Origin of the sequence: Winslowiella arboricola (genome assembly GCF_025527015.1) — a bacterium.
GTDB classification, from domain to species: domain Bacteria; phylum Pseudomonadota; class Gammaproteobacteria; order Enterobacterales; family Enterobacteriaceae; genus Erwinia; species Erwinia arboricola.
Genome location: NZ_JAODIM010000043.1, coordinates 1,414,274 through 1,436,765, shown reverse-complemented (window position 1 = coordinate 1,436,765; position 22,492 = coordinate 1,414,274). Strand labels below are relative to the sequence as shown.

The window sequence follows — 22,492 nt, the reverse complement described above, 5'->3', positions numbered from 1 at the left end:
TTTGGCAGTGGGTGACAATAACGCCACCCCTGCAAAATTTCGCAATCCGGTGCAGGTCGGCGTTCCCGCCCCCCGTGCCGATGATTTGTACCAATGGTTATGACGGCATTATCGCCGCAAACAGCAACACCGCATCGTCCGAAAGCGGTGTTAAGGTTTCACCCGCCTGCTCCCACCAGGCGCCTTCACCGCGCGACAATCGTTGTGCACCAGATTGCCACTCCCCGGCAATCACCCAACAAACGCCCATCTCACTGCGCTGCGCAGTCCTGCTGACCACCACTTGCGCGCTAAACTGTTCACGCCGGGTCATAATATTAAAGTCGAGGCTGGTGTTGCCGAACAGTTTCGCGCTGATCGCCTGTTCGCCTGCGAAACAGAACGGCTGATTCAGTAACAGCGCATGGGAGGGCTGCTGCGGACCAGACAGTTCAACTTTTTCGCCATCAATCAGGGTAATCACCCGGTCCACACCGGGAAAGCGCGAGAAATCACCGCTGGCGGCGATAGTCGCAATGCTGGCGCGCCAGCCAAACTCGCTGTTATCCGGCGGGAAACTGACGATTTCCCGGGTTTCACCGCCGCCATTGCGCCATTTACTGACCGGCAGTTTTTGCGTCTGGTAGAAATGCATCATTGCAGTGCCGCCATAACCGCCGCAAAGCGCCGATCGCTCTCTTCCTGCAGCGCATGTCGGCCTTCAGCAATCAGCTGTTTACCGGCAACCCAGACATCGCGGATCTGCGTGCGATTGCCGGCAAACAGCCAGCGGTTAAGCAGGGCGTGGTCCGGGCAGCTGCCCAGCCAGGCGTCCTGCTCCAGCACCAGCCAGTCGGCGCGCTGACCGATGGCCAGCGAACCGCTATTTACGCCACAGGCCTGCGCACCGCCCGCCGCCGCCTGACGATACAGCAGGTCGCCCACCGAGTGCTGTTGTGGCGTGACGATACGATTGCGGCGTTGGTCGCGCAGACGCTGGGCATACTCCAGCCAGCGCAGCTCTTCAACCACATCGAGAGAGACATGGCTGTCGGAACCAATGCCCCAGCGGCCGCCCGCGGCGATATAGTCGGTGGCGGGGAAAATGCCGTCGCCAAGGTTGGCTTCGGTGGTCGGGCAGAGACCGGCTACCGCCGCGCTGCTGGCCAGACGGCTGATTTCACCCTGATCGAGATGTGTGGCATGGATCAGACACCAGCGCTGATTAACGTCAAAGCGATCCAGCAACCAGTTAACCGGACGTTCGCCGCTCCAGGCCAGTGAGTCATTGACCTCTTTCTCCTGTTCGGCAATATGAATATGTACCGGAAGGGTAGTGGAACTGGCGGCCAGCACGTCGTCCATCTGCTGTTGCGATACCGCTCGCAGCGAATGGAAACAGAGCCCCTGATTATGCAGCGGTTTATCGCGCAGCAGCGTGCTGAGATTTTCCTGTTGGCGCAGATATTGCTCAGTATTCTGAATAAAGCGTTTCTGGCCTGCCTGCGGCGGCAGTGCGCCAAAACCGGCGTAGCTGTAGAGCACCGGCAACAGCGTCTGGCCGATACCAGCCTGTTCCGCCGCTGCGACCAGCTGCTGCAACATCTCATCCTCAGGATAAGGAACACCGTTCAGGTCATGATGCAGATAGTGGAATTCCGCCACCTGGCTATAGCCGCCCTTCAGCATATCGATATACAGATGGCGGGCGATATCCCCGACCTGCTCAGGCGAAAGACGTTGCACCATGCGATACATCAGGTCGCGCCAGGTCCAGAAACTGTCCTGCGGATCGCCAGCTACTTCGGCCAGTCCGGCCATCGCGCGCTGGAAGGCATGCGAGTGCAGGTTGGCGATCGCCGGGACCACTGCGCCGGGCAGGGTAATGGCGCCGTCGGCGTCACTGCTGGTGTGGATACCGGTGATAATTCCCCGCGCATCGACTTCAATACGAACCGCGTGTTGCCAGCCGTCTGCCAGCAGTACGCGCGACGCAAAATAACTCGACATGGTTGATCCTCAGGCTATGTGGTTGTATATACATATACATACTTTAACGGTTTCTGTAAATGGCGCGACCGACGGGGAGAACAGATGGCAGTCAGAATAGAGTGTGACAGTTTATGGTATGGGGCCGACCTGGTCACCATGCGCGACGGCCAGTATAACCTGATTGCCGATGGCGCCATCGCGGTAGCGGACGGACAGATAGTCTGGATTGGTACGCGCAGTGAGGCGGCGGATATTCAGGCGCTACAGCGCACCGATTTTGGCGGCGGCATCATTACGCCCGGCCTGATCGATTGCCATACCCATCTGGTATTTGGTGGCGATCGCAGCGCGGAGTTTGAACAGCGTCTGAATGGCGTCAGCTATGCGGAGATTGCCGCGCAGGGTGGCGGCATTCTCTCTACGGTGCGCGCCACACGCGCCGCGTCGCTGGATGAACTGATCAGCAGTGCGCGCTGGCGCATCGAGCGGCTGCTGGCGGAGGGGGTGACGACGCTGGAGATTAAATCCGGTTACGGCCTTGATGAAGAGAGTGAACTGCGGATGTTGCAGGCTATTCGCCTGCTGGCGCAGCAGGTTCCCGCCGATGTGCTGGCCACCTGTCTGGCGGCGCACGCCTTCCCGCCGGAGTTTAAACAGAACCCTGATGGCTGGGTCGATATTATCTGCCAGCGACTGCTACCAGAAGTAAAAGCACAGCAGCTGGCGGATGCGGTCGATGCTTTCTGTGAACATCTCGCTTTTTCGCCTGAGCAGGTTACCCGCGTATTTGAACGGGCGCAGCAGCTGGGTCTGCCGGTAAAACTGCACGCTGAGCAGCTTTCATCACTGGGCGGCGGCGCGCTGGCGGCGCGCTTTAATGCGCTCTCTGCCGACCATCTGGAGTACGCCACCGAGAGTGACGTGCAGGCAATGGCACAGCATGGCACGGTAGCGGTGCTGCTGCCGGGGGCATTTTATCTGTTGCGCGAAACGCAGCGTCCGCCGGTCGGACTGTTCCGCCAGTATCAGGTGCCGATGGCGCTGGCCAGCGATGCTAATCCCGGTACCTCTCCGGCTCTGTCACTGCGTTTAATGCTGAATATGGCCTGCACGCTGTTTGGCTTTACGCCGGAGGAGGCGCTGGCGGGCGTCACGCTGCATGGCGCAAAAGCGCTGGGACTGGAGAAAACTCACGGCACGCTGGAGAGCGGTAAAGTCGCCAATTTCGTTCACTGGCCGCTGGCACGTCCGGCGGAGTTAGTTTACTGGCTGGGCGGACAGCTGCCTTGTCAGGTTATCTATCGAGGAGAAGCGCAATGACCCCTTATCATTTCACAGCCGGCACTCTGCCGCTGCTGATCAGCATTCCCCACGCCGGTACCGCTCTGACGCCGGAAGTTGCAGCCGGGCTCAGCGATGCTGCGCGCGGCCTGCCGGATACTGACTGGCATATTCCGCAGCTGTATGATTTTGTGCAAACGATGGGCGCCAGTGTGCTGGTGGGAAACTACTCACGTTTTGTGATCGATCTCAACCGTCCGGCGGATAATCAGCCGCTGTATACCACTGCGACGACCGGACTGTATCCGGAGACCCTGTTTGATGGCACGCCAACCTTTAAACCGCAAATGACGCCAACCGACGCGCAACGTCAGGGCTATCTGCAGGATATCTGGACGCCGTATCACCAGAAGCTGCAGCAGGAGCTGGCGCGGCTGAAACAGCAGTTTGGCTACGTGCTGCTGTTTGATGCCCACTCCATCGCCTCGGTGATCCCGCGTCTGTTTGATGGCCGTCTGCCGGATCTTAATCTTGGCACCAACAGCGGTGAAAGCTGTCCGCCAGCGATGAGTGCCGCGTTACAGCAGGTTTGTGAAGCGCAGTCACGTTTTAGCTGGATTATAAACGGGCGCTTTAAGGGCGGTTATATTACCCGCGCTTACGGTAAACCGGCAGAGCAGCAGTATGCGCTGCAACTGGAGCTGGCGCAGTGCAACTATATGGATGAGCAACCGCCGTTTGGCTGGCGTGGTGACCGGGCGGCAGAACTGCAACCACTGTTAAAACAGCTGATTGAAGTGATGCTGGCGCAGGGAAGGGGGCTTTAATTGTAGGGGCGGCGTTATCGCCGCCCGTGACCGCCGTGTTTCGGCAGCCGAAAACGGCTCCCCTGCAATAGCCTTCGGTCTTATGTAGGGGCGGCGTTATCGCAGCCCGTGACCGTCGTGTTTCGGCAGCCGACGGATTCAGCTCTGCTGCTGAAAACGGCCAAACATTTTATAACGTGCGCCGGGGTAGAGCAGGCGCGCCGCTGTCACCACCGCTTCATGATGCCAGGTGCGCCGCTGAATTTGCAGGCAGGGCTCGGTGTTATCGATATGCAATAACTGCTGCTCTTCGGCACTGGCATTGACCGCTTCCACCACATGCTCGCCAGCAGTTAGCGGTGCAATCTGCGTCAGGTAAGCAAAGGGCGTACTGCGGGTAAAATCCTGCGCCAGATAGAGCGGCGCCACCCGTGGATTGACCAGTCGATCCTCCAGCTGCACCGGCACATCATTCTCAAAATGCACCATCCGCGAGTGAAACAGCTGCGCACCGGTTTGCAGGCCAAAAGCCTGCGCGGAAGCCGTACTGGCCTGCTCGCTGCGTAACAGCAATACCTGACTGGTATGCCGGTGGCCGCGATTCTCAATCTCATCAGCAATATTGTGTACTTCCAGCATCGGCGTAAAAGCTTTGATCTCGGCGACAAAGGTGCCGACCCCCTGTAAGCGCAACAAATAGCCTTCGCTGGTCAGTTCACGCAGCGCACGGTTAATCGTCATACGGCTGACGCCCAGCTCATTCACCAGGTCGCTCTCCGAAGGCATACGCTGATTCGGCTGCCAGTGGCCGGTGCGAATAAGATTGATAATGCCCAGTTTTAGCTGCTGATAGAGGGGAGCAGGTTCGTCGCTGGCGAGGCGAATCATTTCGGATAATTTTTGCGATTCAGACACTGCGTTAACCTTTTCAGCGGGTTTGTTACAGAGTCTACACCAGATGCGCAGTCTGTATATGTCTATACAACAGCGGCGTGATAAAACATTCAGCGTGATTTATTGTGGGGCAGAACGCCTGTTTCTGCTGCAACGGTAAGCGGGAACGGGCCGTTTTACGGGCAACAGCCAGCTGTCGCGCAACACCCTGCTCAGTCATGCCTGGGGCGATGGTGGCCGATTCGCTGGCGATGGGGCAGGCGCTGGACTTTTATGGTGCCGAAACTGCGCGAGCAGGTAGCGAACTGGCAGGAAGAACGCTGGCTGGCGCCGGAAATCGCTAAGGCGGCAGCGATAATCAAATCCGAACGAATTGAGTAGCAGATCACTTCCCACGGGAGCCCGTTGCGGCTTCCAACCCCTGCATTGCGATCCCCTTCCAGAAACGACGATTTTAACGCTACTCTCTCTTTAAAAATATAAACTGTAGTTTATATTCTGCGTGGTATAAACTACAGTTTATGGAGAATATCGTGGATACATGGAAAGTAGATACCACCGAACATTTTGATCAGTGGTTGGATGAACAGGATGACGACATGATTGATGATGTGCTGGCCAGCCTGAAAGTGCTTGAGCAGTTTGGGCCGATGTTGGGCAGGCCAGATGTTGACCAGGTAAAAGGATCGGAATTTCATCATATGAAGGAACTGAGAGTGCAAAGCAATGGGCGGCCGGTGAGAGCTTTTTTTGCATTCGATCCTGAAAGGCAGGCCATCGTATTATGCGCCGCCGATAAAACCGGCCGTAACCAAAAGCGATTTTACGCTGAGATGATTAAAAAAGCTGATGCGGAATACAGACAACATCTGGAAGGGGTTAAAAAATGAGTAAACTCAATGAGCTGATTGCAAAACGTTCTCCGGCCTCGCAGGCGCGTATTCAGCAAAAAGCGGAGGCGATGATCCTTGAAGTTCGCTTGCGTAAGCTGCGCGAAGAGCTGGCGCTGTCGCAGACCGAGCTGGCGGGGATCATGGGGATCAGTCAGCCTGCGGTTGCCGCTATCGAAGCGCGCGGTGAGGAGATAAAACTGTCCAGCCTCAAAAAATATATTGAGGCGCTGGGTGGCAAACTGAGCCTGAATGTGGAAATGCCGACAGGCTCAGGTCGCATCTATTACATCTGAGTATTATCGTGACCGCGCATCCGGTCGCACCATATCAAAGCGCAGATCTTCACTGATCGCGTAATAGGCGCTCGGGCCACCAGCGCGTAAAATCGGCTGCGCTTTGGCGGTTTGATAGATGCCCTGTTCCAGCAGTTCGCTGTCGATATGAATCGCCACCACTTCGCCCAGTACCAGCCAGGTGGGAATCTCACCGCCATCGGCATCCAGCAACTGAATACACTGGGTTAGTTTGCACTCAAAGTTAACCGGACTTTCCGCCACCATACTGGCTTTGACATAGCTGGCAGCCAGCGGCGTCAGACCGGCAAAGCTGAACTCATCTTCACCATGGGGCAGCGAGGCGGAACTTTCATTCATTGCCTCTGCCAGCGGGCGAGTGGCGAGATTCCAGACAAACTCGCCGGTTTGCGTGATATTTTGCACACTATCCTTCCAGCCACTGCTGGCAAAACCAATAATCGGCGGATGGTAGTTAAAGCAGTTAAAGAAACTGTAGGGCGCCAGATTACGCTCACCGTCTGCACTGACCGAACTGATCCAGCCAATCGGGCGTGGTCCGATAATCGCATTCAGCGGGTCATGCGGCAGCCCGTGACCGGCCCTTGGTTGGTACGAATAACGCTGGCGAGACATAGTATTCCTTGATTAAGAGATATTTTCTTTATCGTAAATGGTTTACGCCTTTTGTCACAACGAGTATCTTACGCGCCGACTAACCTGGGATAAATCGATGAAAAAGCCTGCTGAGAAAAACGTTCTTCACCCGCGCAACCGCCACCGCGGACGCTACGACTTTGACGCGCTGCAAGCGTGCCACCCTGCGCTGGCCCCTTTTGTGCAGGTAAATCAGTATGGCGATGAGTCGGTTGATTTTGCCGATCCGGCGGCAGTAAAGATGCTGAACCAGGCGCTGCTGCATCACTACTATCAGATTGAACACTGGGCGATCCCGGACGGTTTTCTGACCCCGCCAGTACCGGGTCGCGCGGATTATCTGCACCATCTGGCCGATCTGCTGGCCGAAGACCATCAGTCAGTGATCCCGCGCAACAATATTAACGTGCTGGATATTGGCTGCGGCGCAAACTGTATCTATCCGCTGATTGGCCACCGTGAATATGAGTGGCGCTTTACCGGTACCGAGAGCAATGAGCAGGCTATGAAGGCCGCTAATGCGATTATTGAATCTAACCCGGGGCTGAATCGCGGCATTCGTTTGCGTCGCCAGAAAGAGAGCACAGCTATCTTCCGTGGCGTGGTGCATAAAAATGATTTCTACCATGTCAGCATCTGTAATCCGCCGTTCCATGCCTCTGCCAGCGATGCGCGCCAGGGCAGCCAGCGTAAGCTGCGCAATCTCGGTCTGGATCGCAATGGCCCGCTAAACTTTGGTGGCCAGCAGGATGAATTATGGTGTGAAGGCGGCGAGACTGCCTTTATCAGCCAGATGATTAACGAGAGTATCGATTTCGCCCGTCAGTTCGTCTGGTTTACCTCGCTGGTGTCGCGCAAGGAGAATCTCCCCGCGCTGCGTGATGCGCTGGAAGAAGCTGGCGCGGTGCAGGTGCGGATTGTCGATATGGCGCAGGGTCAGAAACAGAGCCGGTTTATCGCCTGGAGCTTTTACGATAAACCGGCGCGCAGCCGTCTGTTAACGAAGTAAGTCATTCAGGGGCGGCTAATGCCTGCATACCCGCCGCGCCGTCAACATCACTGCCGGTTTGCAGTACCTGCACCGTCTGGCGCGGCGGCTGAATACCGGCAGCATCAAAGTGTTTCTTCACCATATCATCCAGTGCAAAGCGCACCGTCCACTGCTTCAGCGGTTGTGTGGTAAAAGAGACGCGCACGGTAAATGACTGATTAGTCAGACCGACCAGCCCGGCAAATGCCGGTTCCCCGATCACCATGCTGCGAATCTCTTTATTCTCCATCAACTCTTTCACTGCCGCCTGTAAAGTGGCGTTAACTTTTTCACTCTCTTCATTGCGATCAACATCGTAGTTGGCGACAAACGAGCCGATGCCACGCACAAAGTTGGCGAAAGTGGTGATCGATGACCACGGGATAATATGATAAGCGCCGGTATCCTGGCGCACCCCGACTGAGCGAATCGACATCCGTTCCACGGTGCCGGTAATCGGGCCGATGGTCACCAGGTCGCCGGTATTCATGCCGTTTTCAAACTGAATAAAGATGCCGGTAATAATATCTTTTACCAGCGTCTGCGAACCAAAGGATACCGCCAGTCCCAGTGCCCCGGCGCCAGCCAGCAGCGGCGCGATATTGACGCCAATTTCCGACAGCAAAATCATAATCGTGATGGTGCTGATCACTACCGCCAGCGCGTTACGGAACAGGGTCAGCAGGGTGCGGGTACGCGCGCTCGGCATGGCGCGACCATGGGAATCCGAAGCGAGCCGGCTCTCAATCAGACTCGCCAGCAGCGTCCAGCCTACCGCTGAGAACAGCAGGATCACCAGAATACGGATCAGAATATCCACCATCTTCTCGCCCGCGCCAACCGTCAGCCAGTGCCATAAGTCGAATAAATTCCATGCGTTAAGCAGCAGCAGGGTAACGGCGAACACCGTGATAATGCGCGCCAGTTTCAGCAGGCCGGAAACCCAGGCATTAACCCGTTTTTGCAGCTCCGGATAGTGTCTGCGTAGCTCCGGCGACAGCACAATAGTTTTCGCAATCCAGCGGCTCAGTGTGCCCGAGATCAGCGCCCCGATGCCGATAATCGCCAGGCTGCGCACTGTTGCCGACATCATAAATTTCAGGCTGTCGCCAGGATTAAACATCGAGAAGAAGAACAGCACGATAAAATAGGCGCAGGCCAGCCAGTGCCAGATTAGCGCAAAAGCGCGGATAAACAGGGCGAAAAACGACATGCTGCGATCGGCGAGCGTCACCAGCTCCTGCTGGATATTGCGTTTATTATGGAAAATCAGATACAGCGCCCACAATGTAATCAGGCTCATCACCACCACATTCACCAGCGCGCCGACCTGTAAATTTACCTGATTACTGACAATCGGCACGATCACCAGCAAACCGTAACCAATCAGGCCGCTTAGCCAGCTAAGGCGGGTGTTCCAGTAGTTGGCGCGGTTATCGGCAATACGAAACGGGCGTAAATCCGGCACCGTGGGGCAGAAGATCAGGCGTAAAATCGCTTTAAAAAACTCAATAAGCGCAAAGGCATTCAGAAACAGTCCCTGCTGGCGTGCGATGGTGCGACTGCCAGCATTCAGATAGTCACTCATAATCTGGCCGGCAAACAGCGCCAGTGCCAGTAGCGCCAGGTCAATAACAAAAGCGGCCATAATCATTGCGGGCAGATGCAGCCAGCTGGAGCGGTCGCGGTTTTTACTGCGGCCCCAGCGCCCCATACGGCGATAAAGCGGCCTTGCCAGCCAGCGAATCAGCCACCAGAAAGCAAACAGCGCTGCAGCCAGCATCAAAAAGTGGCTGACGGCATTGTAAAAGGTGTCCGGATTAAAGGTCTTATGCGGTGCGGAAAAAATATTATGCTGCAGCGTGGAAAAGCGTGAAGCAAAGGCGCCGCCAAACTGGCGGCTGACATCGGTCAGACCCTGCAATACCGTAGTATCTTCCTGCTCTTCATCAGGCGGCGTCAGCACCGGCTGGCCATTCTCCGCCGGAGCCGCAGCGGCATTGCGCAGTTGTTCGATGAGCTCGCCGCGTGACTGGTCATTTTGCAGGATATTAGCCAGCGCCGCATAAGCCGATTTTTTATCTTCCACACTGGGTTGTGTGGTGGCAGGTTCCTCACTGGCCTGGGTTTTTTGGGCCGCCACGGCTGCCGCAGGAAGGGAGACCGCCAGCGCCTGGTGAGTGAATCCGGTAAAAAGGGTGAATACCAGTAACCACCGAAAGATACATCGTCGCGGTAAGGCCAAAGCCAACATCATATTCTCCTGAAGCGACGCGAAATTTGCGTCGATCAGCAAGTATAGACGAACAGAATGACAGGAAAGTGAAAGCGGGGAATTTAGTCGGGGCGGCGTTATCGCCGCCCACAACATCATGAAACGTGTTGTAAAAACTCCTGCAGACGGGCGCTTGGCGGATTGCTGATCAGCGTATGCGGGTCACCATCTTCAGCAATGCGGCCTTTGTCGATAAAGATCAGGCGCGATGCTACTTTCTGCGCGAAGCCCACTTCATGGGTCACGATTACCATGGTCATGCCTTCTTCGGCCAGATCCTGCATCACTTTCAGGACTTCATGGCGCAGTTCCGGATCCAGTGCTGAGGTTGGCTCATCAAACAGCATCAGTTTTGGCTTCACCGCCAGCGCACGGGCAATCGCCACGCGCTGCTGCTGACCACCGGAGAGTTCAGACGGGAAATGGTGTGCGCGTTCAGCAAGACCGACTTTGCCCAGCAGCTCTTTCGCCAGTTTATGCGCCTCGGCTTTCTTCACGCCACGCACGCGAATCGGACCAAAGGCGACGTTATCCAGCGCGTTCATTTGTGGGAACAGATGAAACTGCTGGAACACCATGCCAGCTTCCTGGCGGATCAGGCGCTCATCCACCTTCGGGTCGTTCACTTTCAGGCCATCAACAATCAGCTCACCGCTGGTAATCTCTTCCAGCTTGTTGATGCAGCGCAACAGGGTTGATTTGCCGGAGCCGCTTGGCCCGATAATCACCACCACTTCGCCCTGTTTAATGTTCAGGTCAATATTGTGCAGTACTTGGGTTTGACCAAAATGTTTGGAGACGTTTTTAAATTCAATCACAGGATTTTCATCCTTTTCTCAATGCGACGCAGAACGAAACTCAGCACCAGCGTAATAAACAGATAGATAACCGCAACCGCACTCCAGATCTCCAGCGCACGGAAGTTACCAGCAATAATTTCCTGTCCCTGACGCGTCAGTTCCGCTACGCCAATCACGATAAACAGTGAGGTATCCTTGATGCTGACAATCCACTGGTTACCCAATGGTGGCAGCATACGGCGCAGCGCCAGCGGCATAATCACGTAGCGCAGGGTTTCACGACGCGACAGGCCCAGCGCCAGTCCCGCCTCACGGAAACCGTTATGAATTGACAGTACCGCGCCACGGGTGATCTCGGCGATATAGGCGCCGGAGTTGATGATAATGGTCACCACCGCCGCGCTAAACGGATCGATGCGCAGGTCAGTAAACGCCATCGGCAGGGCGAAGTAGATAAACATCACCTGCACCACAATTGGCGTACCGCGAATCAGCTCAATAAACACCAGCGCGATATTGCTGGAAAGCCAGCCGCCATAGGCGCGGGCAAAACCGGCAATCAGGCCGATAATCAGGCCGCCAACCAGACCGAGGACCGAAATCCACAGCGTCATTTTGGCGCCTTCAAGCAGAATAGGAAGAGCTGGCCAGATGGCGCTCCAGTCGAACTGCATAATACTTTCTCCCGAACGAAAACACTTTTGTTGAAATGGAAAAACGCAGAGACGCAAAGCCGTCTCTGACGTTAATGGTTCTGCATGGTAACGGGCGGCGATAACGCCGCCGCTACGGAATGAAGAACCACGGGATCACAGATGTTTATTATTTAGGTTCGCTGCCGAACCATTTTTTATAAATTGTGTTGTAAGTACCGTTATCACGCAGGGTTTTCAGCGCGCCGTTGATTTTCACGCGCAGGTCATCGCTGCCTTTCGGGAAGGCGATACCATACTGCTGAGCTTCAATCGATTCGCCGACCGCTTTAAACTGACCTTTACCGGCGGTATTGATAAAGTAGAGAATATTTGGCGTGTCGTGCAGCACGGCGTCAGCACGGTTAGTGCCTAACTCCATATAGGCGTTATCGATATTCGGGAACTGACGCAGGTCTTTGGTTTTGATGTGCTGTTTCGCATAATCAACTGAACCGGTGCCGCTTTTCACTGCCACCACTTTACCGTTCAGATCATCAATGCCTTTCACTTCGTCGTTATTCGCTTTGACCATCACCAGCAGGCCGCTTTTGTAGTAGCCGTCGGAGAATTCAATCGCCTTTTTACGCTCTTCGGTAATGGTGATACCTGCCAGCGCGAGGTCAATATTGCGCGTCTGCAGGGCAGGAATGATGCCGCTGAAATCCATTGGCTTCAGGGTATATTCAATGTTCAGCTGTTTAGCGATGGCATCCCACAGATCGATATCAAAACCGACATACTTATCACCCTGTTTAAATTCAAACGGGACGAACGCAGTATCAGTGGCGACGATCAGTTTCTTTTCAGCAGCCGTGGAAGAGACAGCAAATGCCAGCGCCAGCGCGGCAAGGGAAACCTTAAAAATCGACTTCATCATCTTATCCTTATCATTGAATCGGGGAGCTCCCCGTTGTTGTGATGCCCGCTGCCATATGAAAAATCTATGCCAACTTTTCATTTTGTTTAAAAACAGCAGGTTAATCCATCCTTTGGACAACAATTATTTAGCTTTGCGTGCTGCGCACCATGATGGGGCACCAAGATGGTGCGTTGCGATCATTGTGGTGCATCAGCGGACGCTTAACTAAAACATTAAATCGGGTAATCAATGAACAAGATAGTTAGAAATATGTTAACAGGCTCATATTTCTGCATTATAAATTGAAATTAGCGCAGCTGGCTGTCTTTACTGCCACGACGGTTATACAGTGCGGCGCTCTGTTGGTTATCGTGCAACTGCTGACAACTGACGCAATATTGCACGCCGGGCAGGGCAATACGTCGTGCTTCGGGGATGGGCTCGCCACACTCGAGGCAAAATTCTGCACTTGCGCCTGCATGCAGCTGTTTACGCGCCCGCTGCACTGCATCATCAATAGTGGAATCAATTTGCTGTTGAACAGCATCGTCAGATGCCCATCCGCTTGCCATTTTATTTACCTCCACAATGCAAAAAGCGAATGACTCAGAGTCATCCGCTTTCAGGGCTGTTTTAAAGGCGGCAGGGCTGCCGCCGGTAGTCGCTGTTATTCGATATTGGATTCGATAAACCACAGGAATTTATCGAGATCGCGAGATGCGGCGGTAAAGATATCCGCAGTATCTTCGTCTTCAACTTCTGTAATCGCTTTACGTGTATCGTTAGCCACGACCGCGTAACGATCGGCCAGCGCTTTCAGATGGTCCTGTACGCTGTGAATATTCAGCGGATAGCTTTTCAACGGTGTGCGGTCATTAACAATCTGGGTCGTACCCAGCGCCACACCACCCAGCTGCACCACACGCTCGGCAATGGTATCCTGGTGATCGGTAATTGCGGTGCGGAAACCATCCAGCATTTCATGCACACCAATAAAGTTCGCGCCACGCATGTTCCAGTGCGCCTGCTTGGTAATCAACGACAGATCGATAAACTCAGTAACCAGACGATTAAGCACCTCGATGGTGGCTTTTTTGTCATCTTCGGCCACGTCATTACGGGTAAAAATAAGATCTGAAGATTTTGCTTTAACCAGTTTTGCGGTACTCATCATTAATATCCTCTTAATGGGTTTGTCCTGAATCGTATGGCAATAAGTATAGCACCGGTTATTTAGCTTGCAGGAAAGTTACTGCCTGTTAGTCCGATAGCCGCAGCCTGTTGCTTAACAACATTATTATCTGACCTGATAAATATAAATGCTAATGAAGCTGATAATATTTATCATTCGCAATGGGTTGCTTATTGTCATGATTTTACTGGGTTTTTATATTAACAGTTCGCCAGCCAGATGAAGGTTGATTTATTTAATGTTGAATGGTGACAGAATATGACTGCCACCCTAATTTCACTAAACAATAAAGATGATTCATCTTTTTCTGCGCAACTGCTGATTATTCAGCCCCCTCAGCGAGGCTGAGTCAGAATATTCTCAGATAAAGTTATTCCCGCAGTTCGCTTACCGGGTCAATCGGCTTTTTTTGCGGGCGCATGGTGAGGGTGGAGCCTATTGACGCGCCGATAATTGCCAGCAGCGCCAGCCACTGTACCAGCGTCAGCACTTCTCCGAGGAACAGCATGCCGGAGACGGCGGCCATTGCCGGCTCCAGACTCATCATGGTGCCAAAGGTGCGCGCTGGCAGACGCGTCAGCGCCACCATCTCCAGCGAGTAGGGCAGCGCACTCGACAGCACCGCAATCGCCAGCGCCAGCGGAATCAGCGACAGCTGCCAGATGCCGCTGGCGGCGAAACCCAGACCAATCGGCACAAACACGATGGAAGCGATAATTGAACCTACTGCCACTGTCGCCGGGCCATGCTCAGCGCCAGCTTTTTGTCCGGCAAGAATATACAGCGCCCAGCAGGCGCCAGCGCCGACCGCCAGCGCCGCGCCTTGTGGATCAACACTGGAGATATCATGGCCCAGCGGTAATAAAAACCATAAACCCAACACCGCCAGTACTACCCAGACAAAATCCAGCGCCCGGCGTGAGCCAATCAGCGCCAGCGTTAATGGCCCGGTAAACTCCAGGGCGACCGCAATGCCCAGCGGCACCGTGCGTAGCGCAAGATAGAACAGATAATTCATCGCCCCCAGCGCCAGACCATAGACGATCAGCGGACCAAGCTGCTGACGGCTGAAGCGCAGACGCCAGGGTTTAAAGATAGCGCACAGAATAAGCGTGCCCAGCCCGAGACGCAGCGCGGTGATCCCCGGCGCACCCACCAGCGGAAACAGGGTTTTCGCCAGCGCTGCGCCGCCCTGAATCGAGGTCATGGCGATAAGCAAAACGAAAATGGGAAGCCAGACGGGTGACTGCGTCTGCGGTTGAGGTGACGACATCCTGAAAACCTACCTTTAAATCCATTGGTTTAAGCAAATAAGAGCGTCAGTGTAATAGAGCAGACAGATAAAAAATGCGTTGGCGGCGAAAAAAATGTCGGCCGCAGGGGCGAAAACAGGGCCATTTCAGTAAAGAAGTGTCAGGTTTAATTAAGATTTATCTCAATGAACCTTTTTTTACACTGGGGATTAATCCGGGTTATACTGTGATTAATATAAGCAAAAAGAATGACATACGAACACCCATTAACTTTCTGTTACAGCAAACATTCTGTTAGACAACAATTATCAGGCAGAGTTTCTCTCTGTTTTTTGTTATATTTTCAGCGTTGTCAGGAGAGAAGTACTTTCACATTTGAGGTGGTTATGAAAAAAATTGCATGTCTTTCAGCACTGGCTTGTGTACTGGCTGTATCCGCAGGTTCTGCCATGGCGCAGAGCACTGTTACCGGTGGTTACGCACAGAGCGACTACCAGGGTGTGGCTAACAAGGCCAACGGTTTCAACCTGAAATATCGCTACGAAAATGGCAGCGATGCGCTGGGTTGGATCGGTTCTTTCACCTATACCGAAAAAGATACCACTACTGATGGTTTCTATAACAAAGGTCATTACTACGGTGTGACTGCAGGTCCTGCATTCCGTCTGAATGACTGGGCAAGCATCTACGGTGTGGTTGGTGTTGGTTACGGTAAAGTTAACGTTAACGACAAAACCACGCGTAACACTGCTGACGGCAGCGATTACGGCTTCTCCTACGGTGCTGGTCTGCAGTTTAACCCAATCCAGAACGTTGCTCTGGATGTTGGTTACGAGCAGAGCCGTATCCGCAGTGTAGACGTTGGCACCTGGATCGTTGGTGCAGGTTACAGCTTCTAATCGAGCTGAACCTTTCCGGCTCTGACCGGACTGCAAAAAAATCCGCCCCTGTGGCGGATTTTTTTATGGGCGCAATTAAGCATGGCAAGGTCATCCTCGCTTTGCCGAAAGGCGCTCAATCGTAAATCAGTTTGCGGTAAGGCGGGAGATAAATTTAACGCAGCGGCGAACAGGCAGGATCAGGAAGCCTTATTTTCAGGTTTCTTTGGTGCGGTCAGCATCTCCAGCAGCATCAGGCGCAGAGTAAATGGTGAACGACAAAACAGCCGTAATAGTAAGGGCGCTTTCATGGTGGTGACCTCCTGTGACGGCCAGACGTGCATCACTTTATTACTGATATGCATACCGGTTCCTCAGGCTTAACGGCGGCTGAACAGCAGACAGAGTCCAGCGACGAACAGCAGAAACATCATTAACAGCAGGAAGGGTTCATTCATGATATTGACCTCCACAGTGAGCTGATGACATGGTTGCTTTATAGACAGGTATAGCACAGGCTATACCCCATAGCCAGTGCTATTTATCGGAATATTTGTGCTTCTTTGAGCTTCGTTTACAATGTGGCACCAACAGACCTGCACGGCAGTCAAAAACGCAGGCTAATAAGAAGAGGAAGTTTATGAGTCGTCGCGCCAAACCCACAGTTGCCACCCTTAACGGGCCGCTGAAAGATATCGAAGAACATGTCGAAGGCTTTCGTCAGGTTCGCGAGGCGCATCGCCGCGAGCTGATTGATGACTATGTTGAATTGATCTCCGATCTGATCCGCGAGTTTGGTGAAGCACGCCAGGTTGATATGGCGGCGCGTCTCGGCGTGTCGCAGCCGACGGTGGCGAAAATGCTGAAGCGCCTGGCTACTGGCGGACTGGTGGAACAGGTACCTTATCGCGGCGTATTCCTGACCGCAGAGGGCGAGAAGCTGGCGGAAGAGAGTCGTCAACGTCACCATATTGTCGAAACCTTTTTACTGGCGCTGGGCATCAGTCCTGACACCGCGCGCCGGGATGCGGAAGGTATTGAGCATCATGTCAGCGATGAAACGCTGGCGATTTTTCAGCAATTTTACCAAAACCGGGGTTAATTCCCGTTACCCCTGAACTGTGAGCCGCTATGGCAATATTGCTGAAGCCGTTTCTGCACGACCGTTTTCTTCATCTGTTAGTGGTTCTTGGGGCGGTGTTAGCCTGTTTCGCCCCGTTTAAACTGCATCAGCTGCCGCAGGCGGTCGACTGGAATACCATTATTACGCTGTGTGGCTTGCTGATGCTGACCAAAGGCATCGAAGCCAGCGGCTATTTCGAGGTACTGGGTCGTCGTCTGATCCATCGTTTTCAGCATGAGCGCACGCTGGCGCTGTTTATGGTGGCGGGCGCGGCGCTGTTGTCGACCTTTCTGACCAATGATGTGGCGCTGTTTATCCTTGTGCCGCTGACACTGACGTTACGTAAATTCTCCAGCCTGCCGATTTCACGGCTGATTATCTTTGAAGCGCTGGCGGTGAATGCCGGCTCGTTATTAACCCCGATCGGTAATCCGCAAAATATCCTGTTATGGAGCCATGGCGAAGCCAGCTTCGGCGGTTTTATTCTGCAGATGTTGCCGCTGGCGTTGCTGCTGACCGGCAGCTTACTGCTACTGACCTGGTTCAGCTTTAGCAAAAAGAAGATCCAGCGCCATGCTGAAGATCAGGTTAACGGCTGGCAGCGGCGGCTGCTGTTTAGCGCGCTGGCGCTGTATGTGCTGTTTGTTTTGGCGCTGGAGTTAAAGCTGGCGATCTGGGGATTGCTGCTGGTGCTGGTGGCATTTCTGTTTCTCGCCCGCCGGATACTGCTGACCATCGACTGGAGCTTGCTGGCGGTGTTTATCGCCATGTTTATCGATGTGTTTCTGATCACCCGCTTACCGGTGTTGCAGGCGCCGCTGCACCATATCTCGCAGTTGGGCGAGGGCGGCACTTATTTGCTGGCGATGGGTCTGTCGCAGGTGATCAGCAATGTGCCAGCGACCATTCTGCTGCTGAATACCTTGCCCGCCAGTACGCTATTTGCCTGGGCAGTCAATATCGGCGGTTTTGGTCTGTTGCCCGGTTCACTGGCGAATCTGATCGCGCTGCGCATGGCGAAAGACCGCAGGATCTGGTGGCGCTTCCATCTGTTTTCCGTACCGATGTTATTGTGGTCTGCGCTGCTCGGTTGGGGGCTTTTTTTGCTTATCAATGCGATCTAGTCTCAGGCTAATCCGGAAGTGTCAATAAATCCTGGCATTTGTCAGTTTTCTTTCTATTGTTAGTAGCAGTTGGTCTTAACGGGCTCGGCTTGAGCCTGCGGTAAACTGTGAGAACTATGACAACTTCAGAGAACAATCCGTCAGAAAATGACGCGCGTCAGCCGGATGACAGTCAGCATTCCCCCTCCGATACGCAAGATAATGAGCCAGCGCGTAAGCGTCCAGGCAAAAAGCCACTGATTATTCTGGCAATAGTGGTAGTGGTGATGCTGATTGTCGCACTGTGGTTCTGGCTGGCCAATCGCAATATCGAAACCACCGATGACGCCTTTACCGAAGGCAACGCCGTGACTATCGCGCCCAAAGCCTCCGGTTACGTGGTCAAATTACTGGTCAATGACAACCAGCGAGTGAAGAAAGGCGACCTGCTGGCGCAGATTGATCCTCGTGACAGTACGGCGCAGCGCGACCAGGCGAAAGCGCAGTTAGGGCTGGCCACCGCGCAACTGCACCAGTCGCAGGCGCAGCTGGAGCTGTCGCGGGTACAATATCCGGCGCAGCGCGATCAGGCGCTGGCCGACCAGGCGAAAGCCGAAGCCAATCTGCTGAATGCCCAGGCGGAATATCGTCGTTTACGCGGCGTCGATCCGCGTGCCACCTCACAACGTAATATTGATAGCGCCAGTGCTCAGCTGCGTGCCGCACAGGCGCAGTTGCAGAGCGCCAAAGCTCAGGTGGAAGTGGCCTCGCAGGTGCAGTTACAGGTGCGTCAGCAGGAAACCAATGTAGAAGCACGCCAGCAGCAGGTTGAGCAGGCGCGGGCGCAGCTGGCGACCGCTGAACTGAATCTCTCGTGGAGTGATGTGCGCGCACCTTATGATGGTTTTGTCACCAAACGTAATGTGCAGCTGGGTACGCTGGTGCAGGCGGGCAGTGCGCTGTTCTCGCTGGTCTCCAGCGATGTCTGGGTCAACGCCAACTTTAAAGAGTCACAGCTGGAACGGATGCGGCCGGGTAACCGGGTAGAGATCTCGATTGACGCCTGGCCGGATATAAAGCTGGAAGGGCATGTCGACAGCGTGCAGATGGGCTCCGGCTCGCGCTTCTCCACCTTCCCGGCGGAAAATGCCACCGGCAACTTTGTGAAAATTGTGCAGCGCGTCCCGGTGAAAATCGTGATCGACAAAGGTCTGGATGCTAACCGACCGCTGCCGCTGGGTCTGTCTGTTGAGCCGAAGGTTCATCTGGAATGAGTCAGAGCGAAAGCTGGAAACCGGCCAGTAATCCCTGGCTGGTAGCCATTACCGTCACCCTGGCGGTATTTATGGAGATCCTCGACACCACCATTGTCAATGTGGCGCTGCCGCACGTCGCCGGGTCGCTCTCCTCCAGCTACAGCGAATCGACCTGGGTGCTGACCTCCTATCTGGTGGCGAACGGCATTGTGCTGCCGATCTCGGCATTTCTCAGCCGGGTGTTTGGCCGCAAGCAGTTCTTTCTGATCTGCATCGTGATGTTTACCCTCTGCTCCTTCCTGTGCGGTATTGCGACCGAGCTGTGGCAAATCATTCTGTTCCGCGTATTGCAGGGCTTTTTTGGCGGTGGTTTGCAGCCGGTGCAGCAGTCGGTGCTGCTGGACTATTTTAAAGCGGAAGATCGCGGTAAAGCCTTTGGTCTGTCGTCGATTGCGATTATTGTCGCGCCGATTGTCGGCCCGACGCTGGGCGGCTGGATCACCGATAACTACAGCTGGCGCTGGGTGTTCTTTATCAATATTCCGGTCGGTATCCTGACGGTGCTGGCGATCTACCAGCTGCTGGAAGATCCGCCGTGGGAACGCAAATGGGCGAAAGGCAAACTGCGTATCGACTATATCGGCATCAGTCTGATTACGCTGGGTCTCGGCTGTCTGCAGGTAATGCTCGATCGCGGTGAAGACGATGACTGGTTCTCCTCGGGCTTTATCCAGCTGTTCGCCGTGCTGACTGCGATTGGTCTGGTCGGCGCGATTTACTGGCTGATATATGCGAAGAAACCCGTGGTAGATATCCATTGCCTGAAAGATCGTAACTTTGCTATCTCCTGTCTGCTGATGGCGGGGATGGCGATGATTCTGTACGGCAGTTCAGTGGTTCTGCCGCAGCTGGCGCAGCAGGATTTAGGCTATACCGCCACCTGGTCGGGACTGGTGCTGTCACCCGGCGCGGTGCTGGTGGTGATGACCATTCCGCTGGTGCTGAAACTGATGCCGATCGTGCAGACTCGCTGGATTATCGCTTTTGGCTTTACCTGCCTGTGCGTATCGATGTTCTATTCGGCGCGGCTGACGCCGGATGTCGATTTCGCCACCCTGTGCATTATGCGTAGCGCGCAGTCCCTTGGGCTGGGTTTCCTGTTTGTGCCGCTGACCACTATCGCTTTTGTCTCGATACCACAACGGCTAAATGCCGATGCCGCCGCGCTGTTTACCATGTTTCGTAACGTGGCTGGCTCGATTGGCATCTCGCTTTCCACTGCGGCGATCACCGATCGCGCCCAGGTGCGCAGCGCCAGCATGGTACATAATATGTCGCCGCTGAATGAGCAATTTAATCTCACCGTCGAGCGCTGGGCGCAGGCGATCCGCGATTTTACCAGCGCGGTGGGTGATCCGGTCACCCTTGCCACCGGCCAGCTCTACCAGCAGATGATCGCGCAGGCGCGCATCCTCGCGTACGTCGATGTGTTTATCGGACTGGGTATTGTGGCGCTGATTTTGATTCCATTTTGTTTGCTGCTTTCGCCGATTAAGAGCGAAGGCAGTGCAGGAGCACACTGATATGAACGTTTTTTCGCTGGCGCGCGCAGGGGGAGTGATGGCACTGAGTGCGGCTATTGCGGCCTGCTCGGTTGGCCCCGACTGGCAGGCGCCAAAAAGTGACGCTGACGCCAGCTATCAGGCGATGAATGCGGGCGAACGTTCCGCGCCGCAGGCCGCCGCTATTCAGCCGCAGTGGTGGAAATCGTTTAAGGATCCGCAACTGGATAGCCTGATTGAACGGGCCATCGCCGGCAATTTATCGCTACAACAGGCGGTGCTGCGCATTGCCGGGGCGCGCGAGCAGCTGGGCCAGGCGCGCGGCGGCTGGTTTCCTTCGCTCAATGCCAAAGCAGGCGTCACCCGTCAGCAGCTGGGGCTGAAAGGGGAGCTGGAGTCAAACGGCGCGTATGACAGTGCCGGTGAGGTCGATCCGCAGCTGCGTTCCGCGCTGGATGGACTCACCAGGCCGGTTACCCTTTATCAGGGCAGCTTTGACGCCTCCTGGGAGCTGGATTTATGGGGTAAAGTTCGGCGTCAGGTTGAGATGGCCAATGCGCAGCAGCAGGAGTCGATTGAGAGCCGCAATGATGCGCTGGTTTCATTGCAGGCCGAAGTGGCGCGCGCGTATCTGCAATTGCGCGGCGCACAGTCCATCAGCCAGACGCTACAAACCCAGATCGATGTGGCGCAGCAGACGCTGGAACTGACTGAAAGCCAGCAGCGTAACGGCCTTGCGGCGCAAATGGATGTGGAAAATGCCCGCGCTCAGCTGAGTTCATTGCAGGCGCAGCTGCCGCAATATCAGGCGCAGGCGCAACAGGCCATCAATGGTCTGTCGGTACTGACTGGCAAAGCGCCGGGCGCGCTGGATGCTGAGCTGCATACCCGCAAAGCGCTACCGCTGCTGCCGGCACTGGTGCCGGTTGGCGTGCCGTCAACGCTGGCGCGTCGGCGTCCGGATGTACGTCAGGCAGAAGCCTCGCTGCATGCTGCTACCGCCAATATTGGCGTCTCGGTGGCGCAGCTGTTCCCAAGTTTCTCGCTGACCGGTGAGTTTGGTATGCGCAATACGCATCCTGGCTATCTGGATAACTGGAGCAGCAACTTTTACAGCTTCGGTCCGGGGATTTCGATTCCTGTTTTCCAGGGTGGCCGTTTAGTCTCCGGCGTTAAACTGGCGCGCGCGCAGCAGGCCAGCGCGGCGCTCGGCTATCGTCAGACGGTGCTGACGGCGTTGCAGGATGTGGAAAATGCGCTGGTGAGTTACCGCACCGATCAGCAGCGATCCGGTCATCTTGATGAAACGGTATCGTCCCTGCAAAATGCGTTTGATCTGGCTAATGACAGCTATCGTCAGGGCATCTCTACCTTTATCGATGTGCTGGATACCCAACGTCAGCTGGCGCAGGCGAAACAGCAGGCCGAGCAGTCGCGGGTACAAACCAGTCTTGACCTGGTGGCGCTGTATAAAGCGCTGGGTGGCGGCTGGGAGCCATATCAGCAAGTCAGTCTGCCGCAATATCCGGTATTTGGCCCGGCCCCTTGAAACACCAGTAAGACTGCTAATCGACAGCACGGGCGGCGTTTTCGCCGCCCGTGCTGTCGATTAGCACTATCCTCATTTTCTGATATACCCGCCTTTCATTTAAAGTGAAATAAAAAATCCTA

Annotated in this window: 23 protein-coding genes; 11 read left to right on the top strand and 12 right to left on the bottom strand. The window is 54.8% G+C overall.

Annotated elements, in window-relative coordinates; translation table 11 throughout:
• Window positions 1-97: 97 nt before the first annotated feature.
• Both N5923_RS24320 and N5923_RS24315 read right to left on the bottom strand, forming a co-directional pair.
• On the bottom strand, window positions 98-637 hold the full coding sequence (locus N5923_RS24320; RefSeq protein WP_267142316.1) for a HutD/Ves family protein: 540 nt from the start codon (window positions 635-637) through the stop codon (window positions 98-100).
• The gene (locus N5923_RS24315) at window positions 634-1,989 is read right to left on the bottom strand and encodes a formimidoylglutamate deiminase (protein ID WP_267142317.1); all 1,356 of its coding nucleotides are present in this window, start codon (window positions 1,987-1,989) and stop codon (window positions 634-636) included. The genes N5923_RS24320 and N5923_RS24315 overlap by 4 nt, the downstream gene beginning before the upstream one ends.
• 84 nt (window positions 1,990-2,073) lie before the next feature.
• On the opposite strand from N5923_RS24315, the gene hutI reads away from it, so the two are divergent.
• The gene (hutI, locus tag N5923_RS24310) at window positions 2,074-3,291 is read left to right on the top strand and encodes an imidazolonepropionase (RefSeq protein WP_267142318.1); all 1,218 of its coding nucleotides are present in this window, start codon (window positions 2,074-2,076) and stop codon (window positions 3,289-3,291) included.
• Window positions 3,288-4,079 carry an N-formylglutamate deformylase gene (gene hutG / locus N5923_RS24305; RefSeq protein ID WP_267142319.1) on the top strand — a complete coding sequence of 264 codons (792 nt, stop codon included), beginning with the start codon at window positions 3,288-3,290 and terminating at the stop codon, window positions 4,077-4,079. Before hutI ends, hutG begins: the two co-directional genes overlap by 4 nt.
• Window positions 4,080-4,217: 138 nt before the next feature.
• Here the strand turns inward: hutG and hutC are convergent, their stop codons facing one another.
• Entirely contained in the window at window positions 4,218-4,973 is a 756-nt protein-coding gene (hutC, locus tag N5923_RS24300) for a histidine utilization repressor (protein ID WP_267142320.1), read from the bottom strand.
• A 512-nt stretch (window positions 4,974-5,485) separates the two neighbouring features.
• On the opposite strand from hutC, the gene N5923_RS24295 reads away from it, so the two are divergent.
• Window positions 5,486-5,842, top strand: a complete 357-nt coding sequence (locus N5923_RS24295) for a type II toxin-antitoxin system RelE/ParE family toxin (protein WP_267145278.1) — start codon at window positions 5,486-5,488, stop codon at window positions 5,840-5,842.
• A complete protein-coding gene (locus N5923_RS24290; RefSeq protein ID WP_267142322.1) occupies window positions 5,839-6,138 on the top strand; it encodes a helix-turn-helix domain-containing protein in 300 nt (99 codons plus the stop codon). Before N5923_RS24295 ends, N5923_RS24290 begins: the two co-directional genes overlap by 4 nt.
• 3 nt (window positions 6,139-6,141) lie before the next feature.
• Here N5923_RS24290 and N5923_RS24285 read toward each other — a convergent pair whose 3' ends face one another.
• A complete protein-coding gene (locus tag N5923_RS24285) occupies window positions 6,142-6,774 on the bottom strand; it encodes a flavin reductase family protein (RefSeq protein WP_267142323.1) in 633 nt (210 codons plus the stop codon).
• Between the two features lie 97 nt (window positions 6,775-6,871).
• Here N5923_RS24285 and rlmF point away from each other — a divergent pair, with 97 nt between their 5' ends.
• A complete protein-coding gene (gene rlmF, locus N5923_RS24280) occupies window positions 6,872-7,804 on the top strand; it encodes a 23S rRNA (adenine(1618)-N(6))-methyltransferase RlmF (RefSeq protein ID WP_267142324.1) in 933 nt (310 codons plus the stop codon).
• A 1-nt stretch (window position 7,805) separates the two neighbouring features.
• On the opposite strand, the gene ybiO is transcribed toward rlmF, so the two are convergent.
• The 7 genes from ybiO to rhtA form a co-directional block, all read right to left on the bottom strand.
• Window positions 7,806-10,079: a mechanosensitive channel protein gene (gene ybiO, locus N5923_RS24275; RefSeq protein WP_267142353.1), complete on the bottom strand. Its 2,274-nt coding sequence runs from the start codon at window positions 10,077-10,079 to the stop codon at window positions 7,806-7,808.
• Between the two features lie 116 nt (window positions 10,080-10,195).
• A complete protein-coding gene (glnQ, locus tag N5923_RS24270) occupies window positions 10,196-10,918 on the bottom strand; it encodes a glutamine ABC transporter ATP-binding protein GlnQ (protein WP_267142325.1) in 723 nt (240 codons plus the stop codon).
• Complete coding sequence (gene glnP, locus N5923_RS24265) at window positions 10,915-11,574, bottom strand: glutamine ABC transporter permease GlnP (RefSeq protein WP_017799165.1); 660 nt, start codon at window positions 11,572-11,574, stop codon at window positions 10,915-10,917. The genes glnQ and glnP overlap by 4 nt, the downstream gene beginning before the upstream one ends.
• Window positions 11,575-11,722: 148 nt before the next feature.
• Window positions 11,723-12,469, bottom strand: coding sequence for a glutamine ABC transporter substrate-binding protein GlnH (gene glnH / locus N5923_RS24260; RefSeq protein WP_267142354.1), 747 nt, complete (start codon window positions 12,467-12,469; stop codon window positions 11,723-11,725).
• Window positions 12,470-12,762: 293 nt separating this feature from the next.
• Window positions 12,763-13,026 carry a DksA/TraR family C4-type zinc finger protein gene (locus N5923_RS24255; protein ID WP_267142326.1) on the bottom strand — a complete coding sequence of 88 codons (264 nt, stop codon included), beginning with the start codon at window positions 13,024-13,026 and terminating at the stop codon, window positions 12,763-12,765.
• A 95-nt stretch (window positions 13,027-13,121) separates the two neighbouring features.
• Entirely contained in the window at window positions 13,122-13,625 is a 504-nt protein-coding gene (gene dps, locus N5923_RS24250) for a DNA starvation/stationary phase protection protein Dps (RefSeq protein ID WP_267142355.1), read from the bottom strand.
• Window positions 13,626-14,016: 391 nt separating this feature from the next.
• The gene (rhtA, locus tag N5923_RS24245; protein ID WP_267142327.1) at window positions 14,017-14,919 is read right to left on the bottom strand and encodes a threonine/homoserine exporter RhtA; all 903 of its coding nucleotides are present in this window, start codon (window positions 14,917-14,919) and stop codon (window positions 14,017-14,019) included.
• Window positions 14,920-15,285: 366 nt separating this feature from the next.
• Between rhtA and ompX the strand changes: the two genes are divergently transcribed.
• A complete protein-coding gene (gene ompX, locus N5923_RS24240) occupies window positions 15,286-15,798 on the top strand; it encodes an outer membrane protein OmpX (RefSeq protein WP_017799170.1) in 513 nt (170 codons plus the stop codon).
• Between the two features lie 179 nt (window positions 15,799-15,977).
• Here ompX and N5923_RS24235 read toward each other — a convergent pair whose 3' ends face one another.
• Window positions 15,978-16,142, bottom strand: coding sequence for a hypothetical protein (locus N5923_RS24235; RefSeq protein WP_267142328.1), 165 nt, complete (start codon window positions 16,140-16,142; stop codon window positions 15,978-15,980).
• 275 nt (window positions 16,143-16,417) lie between these two features.
• Here N5923_RS24235 and mntR point away from each other — a divergent pair, with 275 nt between their 5' ends.
• From mntR to N5923_RS24210, 5 genes are all read left to right on the top strand, one after another.
• Window positions 16,418-16,879, top strand: a complete 462-nt coding sequence (mntR, locus tag N5923_RS24230; protein ID WP_017799173.1) for a manganese-binding transcriptional regulator MntR — start codon at window positions 16,418-16,420, stop codon at window positions 16,877-16,879.
• 29 nt (window positions 16,880-16,908) lie between these two features.
• Window positions 16,909-18,024: an SLC13 family permease gene (locus N5923_RS24225; protein ID WP_267142329.1), complete on the top strand. Its 1,116-nt coding sequence runs from the start codon at window positions 16,909-16,911 to the stop codon at window positions 18,022-18,024.
• A gap of 116 nt (window positions 18,025-18,140) precedes the next feature.
• Window positions 18,141-19,277, top strand: coding sequence for an HlyD family secretion protein (locus tag N5923_RS24220; RefSeq protein ID WP_267142330.1), 1,137 nt, complete (start codon window positions 18,141-18,143; stop codon window positions 19,275-19,277).
• The gene (locus tag N5923_RS24215) at window positions 19,274-20,842 is read left to right on the top strand and encodes a DHA2 family efflux MFS transporter permease subunit (RefSeq protein WP_267142331.1); all 1,569 of its coding nucleotides are present in this window, start codon (window positions 19,274-19,276) and stop codon (window positions 20,840-20,842) included. Before N5923_RS24220 ends, N5923_RS24215 begins: the two co-directional genes overlap by 4 nt.
• 1 nt (window position 20,843) lies before the next feature.
• Entirely contained in the window at window positions 20,844-22,370 is a 1,527-nt protein-coding gene (locus N5923_RS24210; protein ID WP_267142332.1) for an efflux transporter outer membrane subunit, read from the top strand.
• Window positions 22,371-22,492: the final 122 nt, after the last annotated feature.

Excerpts from the sequence above, each read along its gene's own strand:
- N5923_RS24290 (WP_267142322.1), top strand. The coding sequence starts at position 5,839 with ATGAGTAAACTCAATGAGCTGATTGCAAAACGTTCTCCGGCCTCGCAG.
- N5923_RS24255 (WP_267142326.1), bottom strand. The coding sequence starts at position 13,026 with ATGGCAAGCGGATGGGCATCTGACGATGCTGTTCAACAGCAAATTGAT.
- glnH (WP_267142354.1), bottom strand. The coding sequence starts at position 12,469 with ATGAAGTCGATTTTTAAGGTTTCCCTTGCCGCGCTGGCGCTGGCATTT.
- rlmF (WP_267142324.1), top strand. The coding sequence starts at position 6,872 with ATGAAAAAGCCTGCTGAGAAAAACGTTCTTCACCCGCGCAACCGCCAC.
- ompX (WP_017799170.1), top strand. The coding sequence starts at position 15,286 with ATGAAAAAAATTGCATGTCTTTCAGCACTGGCTTGTGTACTGGCTGTA.
- N5923_RS24220 (WP_267142330.1), top strand. The coding sequence starts at position 18,141 with ATGACAACTTCAGAGAACAATCCGTCAGAAAATGACGCGCGTCAGCCG.
- N5923_RS24285 (WP_267142323.1), bottom strand. The coding sequence starts at position 6,774 with ATGTCTCGCCAGCGTTATTCGTACCAACCAAGGGCCGGTCACGGGCTG.
- ybiO (WP_267142353.1), bottom strand. The coding sequence starts at position 10,079 with ATGTTGGCTTTGGCCTTACCGCGACGATGTATCTTTCGGTGGTTACTG.
- rhtA (WP_267142327.1), bottom strand. The coding sequence starts at position 14,919 with ATGTCGTCACCTCAACCGCAGACGCAGTCACCCGTCTGGCTTCCCATT.
- glnP (WP_017799165.1), bottom strand. The coding sequence starts at position 11,574 with ATGCAGTTCGACTGGAGCGCCATCTGGCCAGCTCTTCCTATTCTGCTT.
- N5923_RS24320 (WP_267142316.1), bottom strand. The coding sequence starts at position 637 with ATGATGCATTTCTACCAGACGCAAAAACTGCCGGTCAGTAAATGGCGC.
- mntR (WP_017799173.1), top strand. The coding sequence starts at position 16,418 with ATGAGTCGTCGCGCCAAACCCACAGTTGCCACCCTTAACGGGCCGCTG.
- dps (WP_267142355.1), bottom strand. The coding sequence starts at position 13,625 with ATGAGTACCGCAAAACTGGTTAAAGCAAAATCTTCAGATCTTATTTTT.
- N5923_RS24315 (WP_267142317.1), bottom strand. The coding sequence starts at position 1,989 with ATGTCGAGTTATTTTGCGTCGCGCGTACTGCTGGCAGACGGCTGGCAA.
- N5923_RS24225 (WP_267142329.1), top strand. The coding sequence starts at position 16,909 with ATGGCAATATTGCTGAAGCCGTTTCTGCACGACCGTTTTCTTCATCTG.
- hutG (WP_267142319.1), top strand. The coding sequence starts at position 3,288 with ATGACCCCTTATCATTTCACAGCCGGCACTCTGCCGCTGCTGATCAGC.
- N5923_RS24210 (WP_267142332.1), top strand. The coding sequence starts at position 20,844 with ATGAACGTTTTTTCGCTGGCGCGCGCAGGGGGAGTGATGGCACTGAGT.
- hutI (WP_267142318.1), top strand. The coding sequence starts at position 2,074 with ATGGCAGTCAGAATAGAGTGTGACAGTTTATGGTATGGGGCCGACCTG.
- N5923_RS24215 (WP_267142331.1), top strand. The coding sequence starts at position 19,274 with ATGAGTCAGAGCGAAAGCTGGAAACCGGCCAGTAATCCCTGGCTGGTA.
- N5923_RS24235 (WP_267142328.1), bottom strand. The coding sequence starts at position 16,142 with ATGCATATCAGTAATAAAGTGATGCACGTCTGGCCGTCACAGGAGGTC.